This is a genomic window from Buttiauxella ferragutiae, assembly GCF_022637515.1.
GTDB lineage: Bacteria > Pseudomonadota > Gammaproteobacteria > Enterobacterales > Enterobacteriaceae > Buttiauxella > Buttiauxella ferragutiae.
On sequence record NZ_CP093332.1, the window covers coordinates 3,449,659 to 3,464,871 of the forward strand.

At 47.9% G+C, this 15,213-nt stretch carries 12 protein-coding genes and 2 tRNA genes; 7 read left to right on the forward strand and 7 right to left on the reverse strand.

From position 1 onward, the window contains the following. Nucleotides 1–693 precede the first annotated feature (693 nt). Genes csgD through csgG form a run of 4 tightly spaced genes read left to right on the forward strand, consistent with a single transcriptional unit; the run spans nucleotide 694 to nucleotide 3,054 of the window. On the forward strand, nucleotides 694–1,359 hold the full coding sequence (csgD, locus tag MNO13_RS15980; protein ID WP_064547975.1) for a biofilm master transcriptional regulator CsgD: 666 nt from the start codon (nucleotides 694–696) through the stop codon (nucleotides 1,357–1,359). Between the two features lie 4 nt (nucleotides 1,360–1,363). After that, nucleotides 1,364–1,753, forward strand: a complete 390-nt coding sequence (csgE, locus tag MNO13_RS15985; RefSeq protein WP_064547977.1) for a curli production assembly/transport protein CsgE — start codon at nucleotides 1,364–1,366, stop codon at nucleotides 1,751–1,753. A 9-nt stretch (nucleotides 1,754–1,762) separates the two neighbouring features. Then, the gene (gene csgF / locus MNO13_RS15990; RefSeq protein ID WP_241938997.1) at nucleotides 1,763–2,179 is read left to right on the forward strand and encodes a curli production assembly/transport protein CsgF; all 417 of its coding nucleotides are present in this window, start codon (nucleotides 1,763–1,765) and stop codon (nucleotides 2,177–2,179) included. A gap of 41 nt (nucleotides 2,180–2,220) precedes the next feature. Further along, a complete protein-coding gene (gene csgG, locus MNO13_RS15995) occupies nucleotides 2,221–3,054 on the forward strand; it encodes a curli production assembly/transport protein CsgG (protein WP_064547980.1) in 834 nt (277 codons plus the stop codon). A gap of 44 nt (nucleotides 3,055–3,098) precedes the next feature. Here the strand turns inward: csgG and MNO13_RS16000 are convergent, their stop codons facing one another. From MNO13_RS16000 to ghrA, 4 genes are all read right to left on the reverse strand, one after another. Continuing rightward, nucleotides 3,099–3,578 carry a DUF1097 domain-containing protein gene (locus MNO13_RS16000; protein WP_064547982.1) on the reverse strand — a complete coding sequence of 160 codons (480 nt, stop codon included), beginning with the start codon at nucleotides 3,576–3,578 and terminating at the stop codon, nucleotides 3,099–3,101. 103 nt (nucleotides 3,579–3,681) lie between these two features. Next, nucleotides 3,682–4,236, reverse strand: coding sequence for a TorD/DmsD family molecular chaperone (locus MNO13_RS16005; RefSeq protein ID WP_064547984.1), 555 nt, complete (start codon nucleotides 4,234–4,236; stop codon nucleotides 3,682–3,684). Nucleotides 4,237–4,288: 52 nt separating this feature from the next. Then, nucleotides 4,289–5,026, reverse strand: a complete 738-nt coding sequence (locus MNO13_RS16010) for a phosphatase (protein WP_064547986.1) — start codon at nucleotides 5,024–5,026, stop codon at nucleotides 4,289–4,291. An 81-nt stretch (nucleotides 5,027–5,107) separates the two neighbouring features. Further along, the gene (gene ghrA, locus MNO13_RS16015; protein ID WP_121813913.1) at nucleotides 5,108–6,049 is read right to left on the reverse strand and encodes a glyoxylate/hydroxypyruvate reductase GhrA; all 942 of its coding nucleotides are present in this window, start codon (nucleotides 6,047–6,049) and stop codon (nucleotides 5,108–5,110) included. A gap of 207 nt (nucleotides 6,050–6,256) precedes the next feature. On the opposite strand from ghrA, the gene MNO13_RS16020 reads away from it, so the two are divergent. Both MNO13_RS16020 and MNO13_RS16025 read left to right on the forward strand, forming a co-directional pair. Then, a tRNA-Ser gene (locus MNO13_RS16020) sits at nucleotides 6,257–6,344 on the forward strand. Nucleotides 6,345–6,515: 171 nt separating this feature from the next. After that, nucleotides 6,516–6,603, forward strand: a tRNA-Ser gene (locus MNO13_RS16025). Nucleotides 6,604–6,873: 270 nt separating this feature from the next. On the opposite strand, the gene MNO13_RS16030 is transcribed toward MNO13_RS16025, so the two are convergent. From MNO13_RS16030 to MNO13_RS16040, 3 genes are all read right to left on the reverse strand, one after another. Next, nucleotides 6,874–9,987 carry an efflux RND transporter permease subunit gene (locus MNO13_RS16030; protein WP_241938998.1) on the reverse strand — a complete coding sequence of 1,038 codons (3,114 nt, stop codon included), beginning with the start codon at nucleotides 9,985–9,987 and terminating at the stop codon, nucleotides 6,874–6,876. A gap of 11 nt (nucleotides 9,988–9,998) precedes the next feature. After that, complete coding sequence (locus tag MNO13_RS16035) at nucleotides 9,999–11,153, reverse strand: efflux RND transporter periplasmic adaptor subunit (protein WP_064548018.1); 1,155 nt, start codon at nucleotides 11,151–11,153, stop codon at nucleotides 9,999–10,001. Nucleotides 11,154–11,235: 82 nt separating this feature from the next. Beyond that, nucleotides 11,236–14,346, reverse strand: a complete 3,111-nt coding sequence (locus MNO13_RS16040; protein WP_064548019.1) for an efflux RND transporter permease subunit — start codon at nucleotides 14,344–14,346, stop codon at nucleotides 11,236–11,238. Between the two features lie 239 nt (nucleotides 14,347–14,585). Between MNO13_RS16040 and MNO13_RS16045 the strand changes: the two genes are divergently transcribed. After that, nucleotides 14,586–15,203: a TetR family transcriptional regulator gene (locus MNO13_RS16045; RefSeq protein ID WP_064548021.1), complete on the forward strand. Its 618-nt coding sequence runs from the start codon at nucleotides 14,586–14,588 to the stop codon at nucleotides 15,201–15,203. Nucleotides 15,204–15,213: the final 10 nt, after the last annotated feature.

Consider the following 15,213-nt stretch of genomic DNA (forward strand, 5'->3'; position numbering starts at 1 on the left):
TTACGGAACTGAGTATGTCTGGCGAAACATTTAAAATATCTCACCCGCACGTTGTATTTTTATATTTCCACTCATTACAAAGTATGAGTCGTATAAAAAAAATCAAATACAACAAAGGGTTCAGGATTGATCATATTAATTAGCTTGCAAGCTTTTAAACCGCCTCGCCAACCACACTGTATTTTGCCGCCTGGTTGGGTTTCCCGCGGCGTTCCAGGCAATTTTTAAGGGGACCCTGTCACGAAGATTATTTTCCTTAAGAATCATCCTAACGCGCAATGTAACATTCACTATTTACATATGTTAAGACCAGTCACGCTCAAAACAAAAATCAAAAATTTGATTTAATTCAATTATATACAATCATTTGTATGATTTTTAAAACTATGCAGTTTATAATATGTGTACAACTTTAGTATTAAAACTAAATAACAAAAAAACTGGATTGCAACATTTTAATATCTACAGTTACATTTTGTAACAGCTTTAACACTTGCTTTAAGATTAGTAACCGCTAGATTGAAATCAGCAGTAACATTTTGTTTAACACATTAAGTCAGGACGCAACTTAGCGTTATTTGACCGTGTTACATTAATTTCAAACACAGCAGTGCAGCATCTATCAGTACCTCTGGTGAATTAACTTTCTGTTAATTCAGCTGGTTGATGCGCAAACTCGGATGGAGTTTCATCATGTTTAATGAAGTCCATACAATGAATAGCCAGGCGTTAAATGCTCAAACTTTATTGTTGATCACTAAACCCTCGCTACAAGCGACTGCGTTATTACAGCATCTAAAGTCTTCACTCTCTATCAATGGGAAACTCCATAATATTCAACGCTCTCTTGAAGATGTCGTGGGTAATTTAGTGGTCCTTTTCGATATGGTTGAAGCCGATAAAAAGCTGATTAACTATTGGCAAGATAACTTAAGTCGCAAACATAACAGTATTAAGCTGTTGTTACTTAACACTCCTGAAGAGTATCAATTCCGTGACATAGAAAACTGGCCGCATATAAACGGCGTATTTTACATGTCAGAGGAAGAGCCACGTGTGGTAGAAGGTATTCGAGGCGTAATGGCCGGAGAGTGCTATTTTTCTCAGAAATTAGCAAGTTACCTTATTAATCACTCAGGGAACTACCGTTTCAATAACGTCGAGTCATCTCTTTTGACTCACCGTGAAAAGGAAATACTTAATAAATTGCGTATTGGGGCATCCAATATTGAAATCGCCCAGTCGTTATTTATAAGTGAAAACACGGTAAAAACGCATCTCTACAATCTTTTCAAGAAGATATCTGTAAAAAATCGCACTCAGGCTGTTTCCTGGGCAAACGATAATCTCAGGCGATAAGGCGATGAAATTACAAACTGCTTTACTGCTAGCGTCAGTATTAGTCTGGACCTCCAACGGCGTTCGCGCCGTTGAAGTCGAGGTTCCTGGATTATTAACGGATCATACCGTTTCTTCGGTGGGGCATGAGTTTTATCGTGCCTTTAGTGACAAGTGGGAAAGCAGTTTTACCGGAACCTTAACCATCAATGAGCGCCCCAGTGCCCGTTGGGGGAGCTGGATAACCATTACCGTTGATCAGGACGTCATATTTCAGTCGTTCTTATTCCCCTCTAAACGTGATTTTGACCGTAATGTCACTATCGCACTGGTCCAAACCGCAGAAGCGATTAAGCGCCGACAAATTGACAAAACATTGTTAAGTACCGGTGATTTAACCAGCGACGAATTTTAGGAGGCTGTCATGCGTATCACTCATGCAGTTATTTCTTTACTGCTGATATCCCCTTTGTCCTGGGGAGGCAATATGACTTTTCAGTTCACTAACCCAAATTTTGGTGGCAACCCCAATAATGGGTCCTTCTTACTTAATGAGGCGCAAGCTCAAAACTCGTATAAAGACCCTAGTTATGACGATGATTTTGGTATCGAAACACCATCAGCACTGGACAACTTTACTCAAGCTATTCAGTCACAACTTCTTGGCGGGTTGCTAAGCAATATTAATACTGGCAAACCGGGTCGCATGATGACTAATGATTTTATCGTCGATATTGCAAACACTGACGGACAGCTACAGTTAAATGTCACTGACCGTAAAACAGGAAAAGTATCGACTATCCAGGTTGCAGGCTTACAAAATAATTCCACTGATTTCTAGTGGAAATTAAATAATCAAAAAAGTATTTAAGGATAAACATCATGCAGCGTTTACTTCTCATCGTAGCAGTGTGTTTATTAAGTGGTTGTTTAACGGCACCACCTAAAGAAGCTGCGAAACCTACACTTTTGCCTCGTGCGCAAAGTTATCGTGACTTAACCCATTTGCCACCAGCAAAAGGGAAACTTTTTGTCTCGGTATATAATATTCAAGATGAAACTGGGCAATTTAAACCTTATCCAGCAAGTAACTTCTCGACCGCAGTACCACAGAGTGCAACATCCATGCTGGTCACAGCATTAAAAGATTCTCGCTGGTTTATTCCTCTGGAACGTCAGGGCCTGCAAAACTTGCTCAACGAACGTAAGATCATTCGTGCAGCACAGGAAAATGGAACTGTAGCCGAGAATAACCGTATGCCTTTGCAATCACTGGTTGCGGCAAACGTAATGGTTGAAGGTTCAATCATCGGTTATGAAAGCAATGTGAAATCAGGCGGTGTTGGCGCGCGGTACTTCGGTATCGGTGGCGAAACTCAATATCAACTGGACCAAATTGCCGTGAACCTACGTGTGGTTAACGTGAGTACCGGTGAAGTGCTTTCATCGGTGAATACCAGTAAAACGATTTTGTCTTATGAAGTGCAGGCTGGGGTATTCCGCTTCGTGGATTACCAACGACTGCTGGAAGGTGAAATCGGCTATACCACCAATGAACCGGTGATGATGTGTCTGATGTCAGCGATTGAAACAGGAGTTATTTATCTGGTTAATGATGGTATTAACCGTGGATTGTGGGATCTGCAAAATCCGCAAGATGTTAACAACCCGGTACTGGCTAAATACAGAGAGATGTCAGTCCCTCCAGAATCCTGATAATTATCAGATAAGAAAAAACCAGCCGCGGCTGGTTTTTTTATTTATTCGGTTATCACCTGTGACTCAGGTTTTGCTTTTCGCGCCGCTAACCATAATCCGCTGTTTTTCATCGCAAACCCAAATACTAAACCCAGCAGTAACGACGGAACGACAAGACGCCATTCTCCCTGGTTGGCAAAGGTCGCGCAGGCACCGATAAAAGTACCTGGTACAAATGACAGCAGCATATGTTTTGCCTGAACGCACATCAGAAATGCCACGACGCCCGTTACCATATAGCCCAGAATCTCCAGATGCGGAGCCAGCGCACTGCCGTGGATAATCACTTCCGCCCACAATACGCCGCTACATAGCGTGCATGCAGAAATAACAAGGCCCTTGATTCCGCCCTGCGGACACGCAAAGTACGCGGTACAACCGAGGAAGCCAGCCCAACTGAGAAGGCCAAGACTCACCGCAACCCAACCCCAAAGGCCTGAGAGAATACCGGTAGTCAATGCCAGAGAAATAAGTATGTTCATAGCGGCGTATCATAGCAGAGCCTTATCGCTCGACTACGATCTGCCGCACAATTTTTGTAAATCAAAAATCAACGTTACATTTTAAATGTGATTTAAATCACATTTATTCATCACTTTCTTCTTCCAGCTCATCACGCATCGCCTGAATAGCTTCACGGCTAATTAATGCCAACGTACGGTAGAAAGCCGTGGTCGAATGCGCTTCCACTTTGCCCAGGAACGTCCCCGCCCATGGCATAATGTACTCATCAAATAAACGCACCTGGGCTTCAAATTCGTCTTCTTGTGATTGATCTTCCAGCCACGAAGCGGCCAGCAACAAAGTGCCAAAATGATCAGCAGGAGTTTCTGCAAGCGGCATGCCGCGTTGTTTCAAGAACTCACGAACGTCACCTTCGTGGCTGCCCGCTTCCCACGCTGAACGATATGGCGGTACGCTGCACTCTTCGCCGACAAACAGGGCATTGTAATCAGCAGCTAGCAGCTGAGGATCGCAGCTTTGTTGCAGGCGAGTCAGTAATTCATCCTGCTCCAGCGGCCAATGCTCTGCCAGCTTGCCTTCACGGATCATCGTCAACAATGGAACCAAAAGCGGATCCTGGGGTTGGCGGTAAAACAGCGATCCTAAGATGCGACAAATAATTGAAAACTCATTCATGCTAGTGGTCCATTAAGTAGAGATTTATTGAGTAAAAACTGTGGTGTGAAAGCTAAAGTGTGGCAAATTCTTCGATTGGCTTCATACCACGGGATTCAAGGAAACCAAGCATCCGGCGCACAGAAACATTGAGAATGCGCGCTTCCGGGAACTCAACTTCTGCCAGAATTTTGCGACATTCATCGAAATCACCAAGGGTGAATGCAGTATGGGAATCAGAACCCAGCGATAACCACCCACCCGCATCACGCACCGCTTCGGCGATAGCACGGCAGTTCGGGCCACTGCCCTTGCGCGAATGAGTAAATGAGGAGTTATTCAGCTCCAGTGCGACCTGATATTTTGCTGCTGCTTGTGCAATGGCAGGAATATCTACCGGGAATTTCGGGTTACCTGGATGGCTGATGATATGAACGTTACCGCTCGCCATGGCAGCGATCATTGCTTCTGTGTGTGTAGCGCTATCTTTTGGGGGAAATACAGGCTCATGAAAACCGGCAATAATAAGATCCAGTGAATCCAACATTGGGCCAGTGCAGTCAATTTCCCCGGCAGTATTTTTAATGTTGGCTTCAATACCACGCAAAATACCAACACCATCAACCATTCGTGGCCAAATACGCATGTTCACAAAATGCCAGTAATGTGGGGCATCAGCCATATCCGGGCCATGATCGGTGATGGCGAACAGTTGGATGCCTTTGCTTTTCGCAATCGCAATATAGTCGTGAAGGGTGCTATAGGCGTGGGTGCTAGCGACGGTGTGCATATGCAGGTCAACGGGATACATGGCTCTCTCCTTTTATCTCTTTCCCGCAAGGATAGCAGTTATCGCCATTGTTTTTTAGCCCGGCACTGGCCGGGCTTAGCATTAATAGCCGTTATGCAAAGAGACCTGTCCGCTCGGTGATTCACCTTTTTCAATTTCACGAATGGTTTTTGCAATGTACTCCATGGCTTCTTGCGGCCGAGTCACCGCCGCCAGATGCGGAGTGATGGCAATGCGAGGATGCTTCCACAACGGGCTGTTTTCAGGTAGAGGTTCTTTAGCAAATACGTCGAGCATTGCAGCTTTCACTTTGCCACTATCCAGTGCAGCCAGCAGATCGTTTTCGACCAGATGTACGCCCCGCGCAAGGTTCATAACATAAGCCTCATCGGCCAGTTGATTGAGCATTTGGCTGTTAATAATACCGACGGTTTGTGGCGTATTGGGCAACAAGTTAATAAGCACGCGGGTGCCATTCAGGAAATCGCTCAGTTCTTCGTTCCCGGCATAGCTTGTGATACCTGGATAATTTTTCTTGCTGCGACTCCAGCAACGAACCGGGAAATCCCAGGCAGCGAGGCTTTCTGCCACTTTTCCGCCTAGCACGCCCGCGCCGAGCACACCAATGGTAAAATCTTCACGGCGATAATCTTCCAGTGGCAACCATTTGGCCTGCAGCTTCAATGCCTGATAATCATCGAAACGGCGGAACCAGTGCAGCACCTGGCTGACGGCATATTCCTGCATTTGTAGCGCCATGCCGGTATCTTCGAGGCGAAATAGCGGCACGCCTTCTGGCAGCATATCCGGATGCGTCTGTAGTTTACTCAGAATGGAGTCCACACCTGCACCTAACGCAAACACACCTTTCAGCTCACTATGCCCGCTGAGCATCTCGACCGGAGGATGCCATACCAGAGCGTAATCAGCTGGCTGATTATCGCCAGGACGCCACTGGCGAACCCTGGCATCGGGAAAGAGCTGCTGCATACCGTCGAGCCAAAATTGCGTATCAAATGTCGGGTGGTGAAAAATAATATCCATGCTTTCTCCATTTATTCTTGTACTTACGCGTAGCGTTTAACAATACAATAGATGAATGTAATAAAAAATCACCTCAGCGTTGCTGTTTTAAGAAGCAAGTTGTTTGAAGTTTGGCTAAACGCACCGACTTTGCTGAAAAGTGAATTGACGCAGCCCCCAGTTTTCCCTACATTAGCGCCCGTTCCGGCAGGTAAGGAACAACAAAACGGTGAGGTGTCCGAGTGGCTGAAGGAGCACGCCTGGAAAGTGTGTATACGGCAACGTATCGAGGGTTCGAACCCCTCTCTCACCGCCACATTTGAAGAAGAGCTCGTATGCAAATACGGGCTTTTTTTTCGCCCGTAATTCATCATCGTTCACACCTTAACCGAACGGTACATAAACCAAAGATTAAACTTGACCGAATGAGGTTGAATCCCTATAGTAGCGCCCCGTTGCCCCCAGAAGTTGGCAACAAAAACAAAACGGTGAGGTGTCCGAGTGGCTGAAGGAGCACGCCTGGAAAGTGTGTATACGGCAACGTATCGAGGGTTCGAACCCCTCTCTCACCGCCATATTTAAAGAGAAAGTCTGAATTCACGTTCAGACTTTTTTTTCGTCCGTAGTTTGTGGTTTTGTCGGATAAAAAAACCCGAACCTAAGTTCGGGTTTAGATTACAGGCAAAGGTCACTAAACAGGTGTTGTAGGGGGGATAAGCGATAGCGCCATCCACCATTTTCGCCTGTTGTTGCAGATAAAAGTGTCGGATGACGCTGCGCTTATCCGACCTGGGAAGAGGTTTGTCATCAGTCTGAACCCGAACCTAAGTTCGGGCTTTTACATGTTAGTCAGTGTTACCTTTGCTAAATCGCTCTCGTATCACCACAAAGAACACCGGTACGAAGAAGATAGCCAACAGGGTTGCGGATAGCATCCCTCCCATCACGCCGGTCCCAACCGCGTTCTGCGCACCACTGCCGGCACCACGGCTAAGAACCAAAGGCATCACCCCTAAAATAAACGCTAATGATGTCATCAGGATTGGGCGTAAACGCATTCGCACTGCATCCAGCGTGGCTTCCATTAACCCTTTACCCTCTTTTTCCATCAAGTCTTTGGCGAATTCAACGATCAGTATCGCGTTCTTCGCTGATAGCCCAATCGTCGTCAGCAACCCGACCTGGAAATAGACGTCATTATTCATGCCGCGCATTGCCGCCGCTAACAGTGCCCCAAAAACGCCAAGTGGCACCACCAGCATCACCGAGAACGGTATCGACCAGCTTTCATAAAGTGCTGCGAGGCACAAGAACACCACCACCAAAGAGATAGCGTAGAGTGCAGGTGCCTGGTTTCCAGAAAGCCTTTCCTGATACGACATTCCGGTCCAGTCATAGCCGATACCGGACGGTAATTGAGATGCCAGTTGTTCCATCAGTATCATCGCGTCACCGGTACTTTTACCCGGAGCAGCCTCGCCTAATATTTCCATTGATGGCAAACCGTTATAACGCTCCAGACGTGGTGAACCGTACATCCAGTGAGATGAAGAGAATGCTGAAAGCGGTACCATTTGCCCGCTGCTACCGCGAACATAAAGGTTGTTGATGTCCTTTGGCAGCATGCGGAAACGAGCATCAGCCTGCACATAAACCTTCTTCACACGGCCATGATCGATAAAATCGTTCACGTAAGTGCCGCCCAATGCACTAGCAATGGTCTGGTTGATATCCGTAATGCTTACACCGAGTGACTGTGCTTTTTCCTGGTCGATTTCCAGTTTGTACTGTGGAGTATCTTCCAGCCCATTCGCACGAACACGAGTGAGGATATCAGGATGTTTTGCCACCATGCCCATCAGTTGGTTACGCGATTCAGTCAGTTGCTGGTGCCCAAGGTTTGCCTGGTCAATCAGTTCAAAGTCAAAACCTGTGGCGGTACCCAGTTCCATGATGGCGGGTAAGTTAAACGGGAATATCATGCCATCACGAATTTTGCCGAACGCTTTGGTCGCACGTTCAACGATGGCGCCAACCGCATTCTCCTTGCCGGATCTTTCATCCCACGGTTTCAGGCTAATAAATGCAATCCCGGAGTTTTGCCCCTGCCCACTGAAGCTAAAACCGTTTACGGTAAATACCGATTCAACATTGGCTTTTTCGGTACCAAGATAATGGTCAGTAATCTGATCGAGCACTTTCTGCGTTCTTTCCTGGGTTGCCCCCGCAGGTAATTGCACCATCGTCATAAACACGCCCTGATCCTCCTCGGGCAAGAATGAGGTCGGCAAGCGCAGAAACAGAAACGCCATACCGGCAACAATAATCAGATACAGCAGCAGATAGCGCCCAGTATTACGCAAAATGTTGCTGACACTGTTGGTGTAGTGATTGGTGCTGTGATTAAACTTTTCGTTAAACCAGCCAAAAAAGCCCGTTTTGTGATGCGTTTCGGCAGTAACCGGTTTTAGCAATGTGGCACACAATGCCGGAGTAAGGATCAGTGCCACCAGTACCGACAGCGCCATGGCTGAAACGATGGTAATCGAGAACTGGCGATAAATAGCGCCGGTCGAACCGCCAAAGAAAGCCATCGGAATAAAGACCGCCGACAATACCATCGCGATCCCGACCAGCGCCCCTTGAATCTGGCTCATCGACTTCTTAGTGGCTTCTTTTGGCGAGAGATGCTCTTCAACCATCACGCGTTCGACGTTTTCCACCACCACAATCGCATCATCTACCAATAAGCCGATCGCCAGCACCATACCAAACATGGTGAGCGTGTTTATCGAGTAGCCAAACGCGGATAAAACTGCAAATGTCCCCAGTAACACCACCGGTACTGCAATCGTTGGGATTAAGGTCGCACGGAAGTTTTGCAGGAACAAATACATCACCAGGAATACCAGGATGATGGCTTCGAACAACGTTTTCACCACTTCATGAATGGAGATTTTCACAAACGGTGTGGTGTCGTACGGGTAAACCACTTTCATCCCTTGCGGGAAAAAAGGTTGTAGCGAGACCAATTTCGCTTTGATCCCTTCAGCGGTATCCAGCGCATTTGCACCTGTCGCCAGCTTAATACCCAAACCAGCAGCGGCCTGCCCATTAATTTTCGCCACTGTGTTGTAGTTTTCCCCCCCTAGCTCAATACGGGCGACATCACTTAAATGCACCACCGAGCCATCCGGATTCACTTTCAGCGTCACTTTGCCGAACTGTTCCGGGTCACGCAGACGCGTCTGGGCAATAATCGAGGCGTTAAGCTGCTGGTTTTTCACTGCAGGCGTGCCACCGAGTTGCCCCGCAGCAACCTGGTCGTTCTGCAGTTTTAACTGATTCACCACATCGCCCGGGTTGAGCTGGTATTTGTTCAACGCCCCCGTATCCAGCCAGATACGCATCGCATACTGCGCACCAAACAACTGCACATCGCCAACCCCGTTGGTCCGGCTGATAGCATCTTTGAGATTCGACGCCACATAATCGGAAATGTCATCCTGGGTCAGGCTTGGGTTGTCAGAGATAAAGCCCGCCACCAGTAAAAAGCTGCTGGAGGACTTTTCAACGCTAATGCCCTGCTGCTGCACTTCTTGCGGTAATAACGGCATCGCCAGTTGCAGTTTATTTTGCACCTGAACCTGGGCAATATCCGGGCTGGTGCCTGATTTAAAGGTCAAGGTAATCGTCACGCCACCAGCGGAGTCACTGGTAGAAGACATGTACATCAGGTTATCGATACCGTTCATATTCTGTTCGATAACCTGCGTCACAGTGTCCTGCACCGTTTGCGCATCCGCACCCGGATAGGTTGCCGTTACCGCAACCGCCGGAGGTGCAATCGTCGGATACTGCGCGACCGGGAGTTGTAATATCGCAAGCGCGCCAGCAATCATCAAAATGATCGCCAGCACCCAGGCAAATATTGGTCGTTCAATAAAAAAATTAGCCATTTTCCAGAACCTTAGCGTGTTTGGGTAGCAGCGCTATCCTGTACCACCTGTACAGCAACACCGGGACGAACGCGTTGAAGCCCACTAACGATGATTTTTTCACCAGGCTTAATGCCTTTTGTCACCAGCCATTGATCTCCAATCGCCTGAGGTGCGGTCACTTCGCGGACTTCTGCTTTGTTATTCTGATCAACCACCATCACGGTGGCGTCACCGCGAGGATTACGCGTCACACCTTGTTGCGGCACTAGAATCGCGTCCGGCTTAATGCCTTCGTCAATTTTTGCGCGCACATACATACCCGGCAGTAACTGGTGCTGCGGATTCGGGAATACGGCACGTAAAGTAATGGAGCCGGTGGTTTGATCGACCGTCACATCAGAAAACTCCAGCTCGCCGTTTATCGGGTAAAGCTGGCCATCTTCCATCAGCAGTTGCACCGCAGTTTTTCCATTAGCTTTCTGCAGGCTACCCTGCTCAACCGACTGCTTTAACTGCATAAAGTCATTGCTGGATTGCGTGACATCGACATAAATCGGGTCAAGCTGTTGAACCGTTGCCAATGAAGAAGCCTGACCATTAGTGACCAGCGCCCCTTCGGTGACATTCGACTTACCAATGCGCCCGTCGATAGGAGAAGAAACTTTGGTATAGGCGAGATTAATCCGCGCATTTTCTACATCCGCTTGCGCCGCTTTCACTTCTGCATCAGCTTGCTGAGCGGTTGCGACTGCCTGATCGTATTCCTGTTTGCTGATGTAATTGGTGCCAAGCAATGGCACATAACGTTTCACCGTCAGATGCGCAATATTCGCAGCGGCTTTTGCTTTAGCGAGCGCCCCTTGCGCACTGTTCCATGCAGCCTGGTAAGGAGCAGGATCAATCTGGTAGAGAGAGTTTCCCGCAACAATATCGCTGCCTTCGACAAAATTGCGCTTCAGGATGATGCCACTGACCTGCGGACGAACTTCCGCCACGCGGAACGCGTCAGTACGCCCAGGAAGTTCAGTCGTCACCGCCAACGGAGCCGCTTTAGCGATATAGACATTGACCTGCGGCGCAGGCAATGCAGCCTTTTCGTCGCCTTTATCATTACAACCCGCCAGAATTCCCGCTGCGACCAGTAGTACCGAAGGCAGGATGATGAACTTGCCATATTTCTTCATTACGATTCCTTAAAGCATGATTCTTGAAGTAAAAACTTGCAGTCCGGGGGCAAAGAAAAGCGCCCCTGACAATGAAATCCTGTTATTTCGCCTTACCAAAACGGCGACTTATCACGACGAAAAATACCGGGACAAAAAAGATCGCCAGCAGCGTGGCAGAAACCATGCCGCCCATCACGCCAGTGCCCACGGCATTTTGCGCACCACTTCCCGCGCCATCGCTGATAACCAGCGGCATCACGCCCAGCATAAAGGCCAGCGAAGTCATCAGAATGGGGCGCAGGCGCATGCGTACCGCATCGAGCGTGGCTTCAATTAACCCTTTGCCTTCTTTGTCCATCAGGTCTTTGGCAAACTCGACGATAAGAATCGCGTTCTTCGCCGACAGCCCGATAGTGGTCAGTAACCCAACCTGGAAGTAGACGTCATTGTTCAAACCACGCAGCGCGGCGGCCAGCAGTGCACCGACCACACCAAGCGGTACAACCAGCATGACTGAGAAGGGGATCGACCAGCTTTCATAGAGTGCAGCGAGGCACAAGAAGACGACTAATAATGAGATGGCGTACAACGCCGGAGCCTGGTTGCCAGATAGACGTTCTTGATAAGACATTCCCGTCCAGTCAAAACCGATTCCAGTGGGGAGTTTCGCCGCAAGATCTTCCATTAGCAGCATCGCTTCACCAGTACTTTTACCCGGTGTGGCTTCACCGAGAATTTCCATAGAAGGCAGACCGTTGTAACGTTCGAGGCGTGGAGAACCATAAATCCAGTGCGCGCTGGCAAATGAAGAGAATGGCACCATTTGCCCACTGCTCCCACGCACGAACCAACTGTTAATGTCCTGCGGTAACATGCGGTTCTCCGCACGCCCTTGCAGGTAAACTTTCTTCACTCGCCCGCTATCAATAAAGTCATTAACGTAGGTACTGCCGAGGCCGGTAGCGATCGTCTGGTTAATATCGGAAATGCTCACGCCCAGCGACTGGGCTTTCTCCTGATCGACTTCCAGCTTAAATTGCGGGGTATCTTCCAGCCCGTTCGGGCGAATACGAACCAGCATATCCGGACGTTTTGCGATAGATGCCAGCAACTGGTTTCGCGCCTCGGTCAGCGCTTTATGCCCAAGGCTCGCCTGGTCGATTAACTCAAAGTCAAAACCGGTGGCGGTTCCCAGCTCGGTAATCGCAGGTAGGTTGAAGGCGAAAACCATGCCATCGTGGATTTTGCTAAATTCACGAGTGGCACGCCCGACAATCGCCCCCACTTCATTCTCTTTGCCAGGGCGTTTATCCCAGTCTTTCAGGCGCACAAAAGCCAGACCATTGTTCTGACCTTTACCGCTGAAACTAAAGCCGTTAACGGTAAATACCGAATCAACGTTTGCGGATTCTTTGGTCAGATAGTATTGGGTTATCTGATCCATGATTTTTTCGGTTCTGGCTTGTGTTGCCCCGGCAGGCAACGTCACCATAGTCAGGAACACCCCCTGGTCTTCTTCGGGTAAAAATGACGTAGGTAAGCGCATGAACAATACCGCCATTCCGACTACAATCAGGACATAAAGCAGCATGTAGCGCCCGGTGCGGCGCAAGATCAGCTTTACGCTGTCGGTATAATGATTGGTGCTTTGTTCAAAGCGAGCGTTAAACCAGCCGAAGAACCCAGTGGTTTTACCATGACTGCCTTTAGCAACCGGTTTGAGCAAGGTGGCACACAGGGCCGGTGTCAGAATTAACGCGACTAAAACCGAAAGCGCCATCGCCGAGACAATTGTTATTGAGAACTGGCGATAGATAACACCTGTAGAGCCGCCGAAAAAGGCCATTGGGATAAATACTGCCGACAGCACCATGGCAATCCCCACCAGCGCGCCCTGTATTTGCCCCATTGATTTTTGTGTCGCTTCTTTCGGTGAAAGCCCCTCTTCCACCATCACGCGTTCGACGTTTTCTACCACCACAATGGCATCATCCACCAACAAGCCTATCGCCAGCACCATGCCGAACATCGTCAGTGTGTTTATCGAATAACCAAACGCGGCCAGAATGGAAAAGGTCCCCAGCAACACCACCGGCACGGCAATAGTCGGGATAAGCGTGGCGCGGAAGTTCTGTAAAAACAGATACATTACCAGGAACACCAGCAAGATAGCTTCGAGCAGAGTTTTGAACACTTCGCGAATGGAGATTTTGACGAATGGCGTGGTGTCGTAGGTATAGACAACGTTCAAACCGTGTGGGAAGTAACTTTGAAGTTTAGCCATTTGCGTCTGCACCGCTTTGGCGGTATCCAGCGCGTTAGCGCCAGTGGCTAATTTAATCCCCAGACCGGCGGCAGGTTTGCCATTGTAGCGGGCGATCACGTTATAGTTTTCGCCGCCTAGTTCAATCCGCCCGACATCGTGCAGTTCAACCCTGGCACCATTCGGCTGCACTTTAAGTAAAATGTGGCCAAACTGTTCCGGATCGCGCAGACGGGTTTGGGCAATAATAGAAGCATTGAGTTGTTGGTCTGCAATGGCGGGCGTTCCGCCAAGTTGCCCGGCAGCAACCTGTGCATTCTGAGTTCTAATCTGGTTAATCACATCTAGCGTGGTTAACTGGTATTTATTCAACTGATTAGGATCGAGCCAGATCCGCATCGCATACTGCGCACCAAAAAGCTGCACATCGCCAACCCCTGCGGTACGGCTGATCGGGTCTTTGATATTAGAAGAAATATAGTCGGCAATATCGTCCTGACTCATGCTGCCATCTTGTGAGATAAACCCAGCCACCATCAGGAAACTGCTGGAGGATTTTTTAACACTGATCCCCTGTTGCTGGACTTCCTGTGGCAACAAAGGCATGGCGAGCTGAAGTTTATTTTGTACCTGTACCTGAGCGATATCCGGATCGGTACCTGACTTAAAGGTCAGGCTCACCGTCACGCTACCCGAGGCATCGCTGGTTGAGGACATGTACATCAGGTTATCCAGGCCGTTCATGTTCTGTTCGATAACCTGGGTCACTGTATCCTGAACGGTACTGGCGTCCGCCCCCGGATAGGTTGCATTAATGGCAACAGCTGGAGGGGCGATTGTCGGGTACTGCGCCACTGGCAAATTAATGATGGACAGCACGCCAGCCAGCATCAAAATGATCGCCAACACCCAGGCAAATATGGGGCGCTCGATAAAAAACTTCGCCATGTGAAGAGTTCTCTGTTAAAGGTCTAATTCTGTGACGGATATAGTGACCGGAAGCTTAACAGAGGCTATTAAGATTAATGATTCATGCGTGTATGTATAAACTTATATTCCTGGACTGGACTTCGAAAAAATTAAAGCACACAATAATTTCGCTTTTTACCTGAATCTCTACTAATAGAAAAACAAATCGTTAAACATGTTAATTCTTGTAACTAATATCCACAAAGAGTTAATTTATCATGGCAAGAAAAACAAAATCAGAAGCGTTAAAAACACGTCAACATTTAATTGATGTCGCGATCACACTATTTGCTAAAAAAGGCGTTTCGACAACAACACTGGCAGACATTGCTGATGCGGCTGGCATGACGCGTGGCGCGATTTACTGGCACTTTGACAGCAAAGTGTCACTGTTTAATGAAATCTGGAATCTTCAATCCAGTTTTGCACTGGAAATAAGACGTAAACTCAAAACACAAACTCATGACAACGATTTACAATTATTCCGTGAAATCATCATTGAAACATTAAAATTCATTTCAACCGATCATCGCCAGCGTGAGTTACTACAAATTCTTTACCATTCGTGCGAATTTAATGGGGAGATGTATTCCGAGCGGGAAATAAGGGAGCGTATTTGGTTTAATCGGGAAAGAATGAAAAAGTTATTGCGCAATTGTATATCAAAAGGGTTAATTCCTGTTAATACCAATATAGAACTCATGATTACCATTATTCACGGTTATCTCAGTGGTATTGTCAAAAACTGGCTGATGCGACCGGAGAATCTTAATCTCAATGAACAAGCCCCAGAAATCGCCGACAACCTGTTGGTGATGCTGAGAAAATCTGCCTGAATGGGTGATA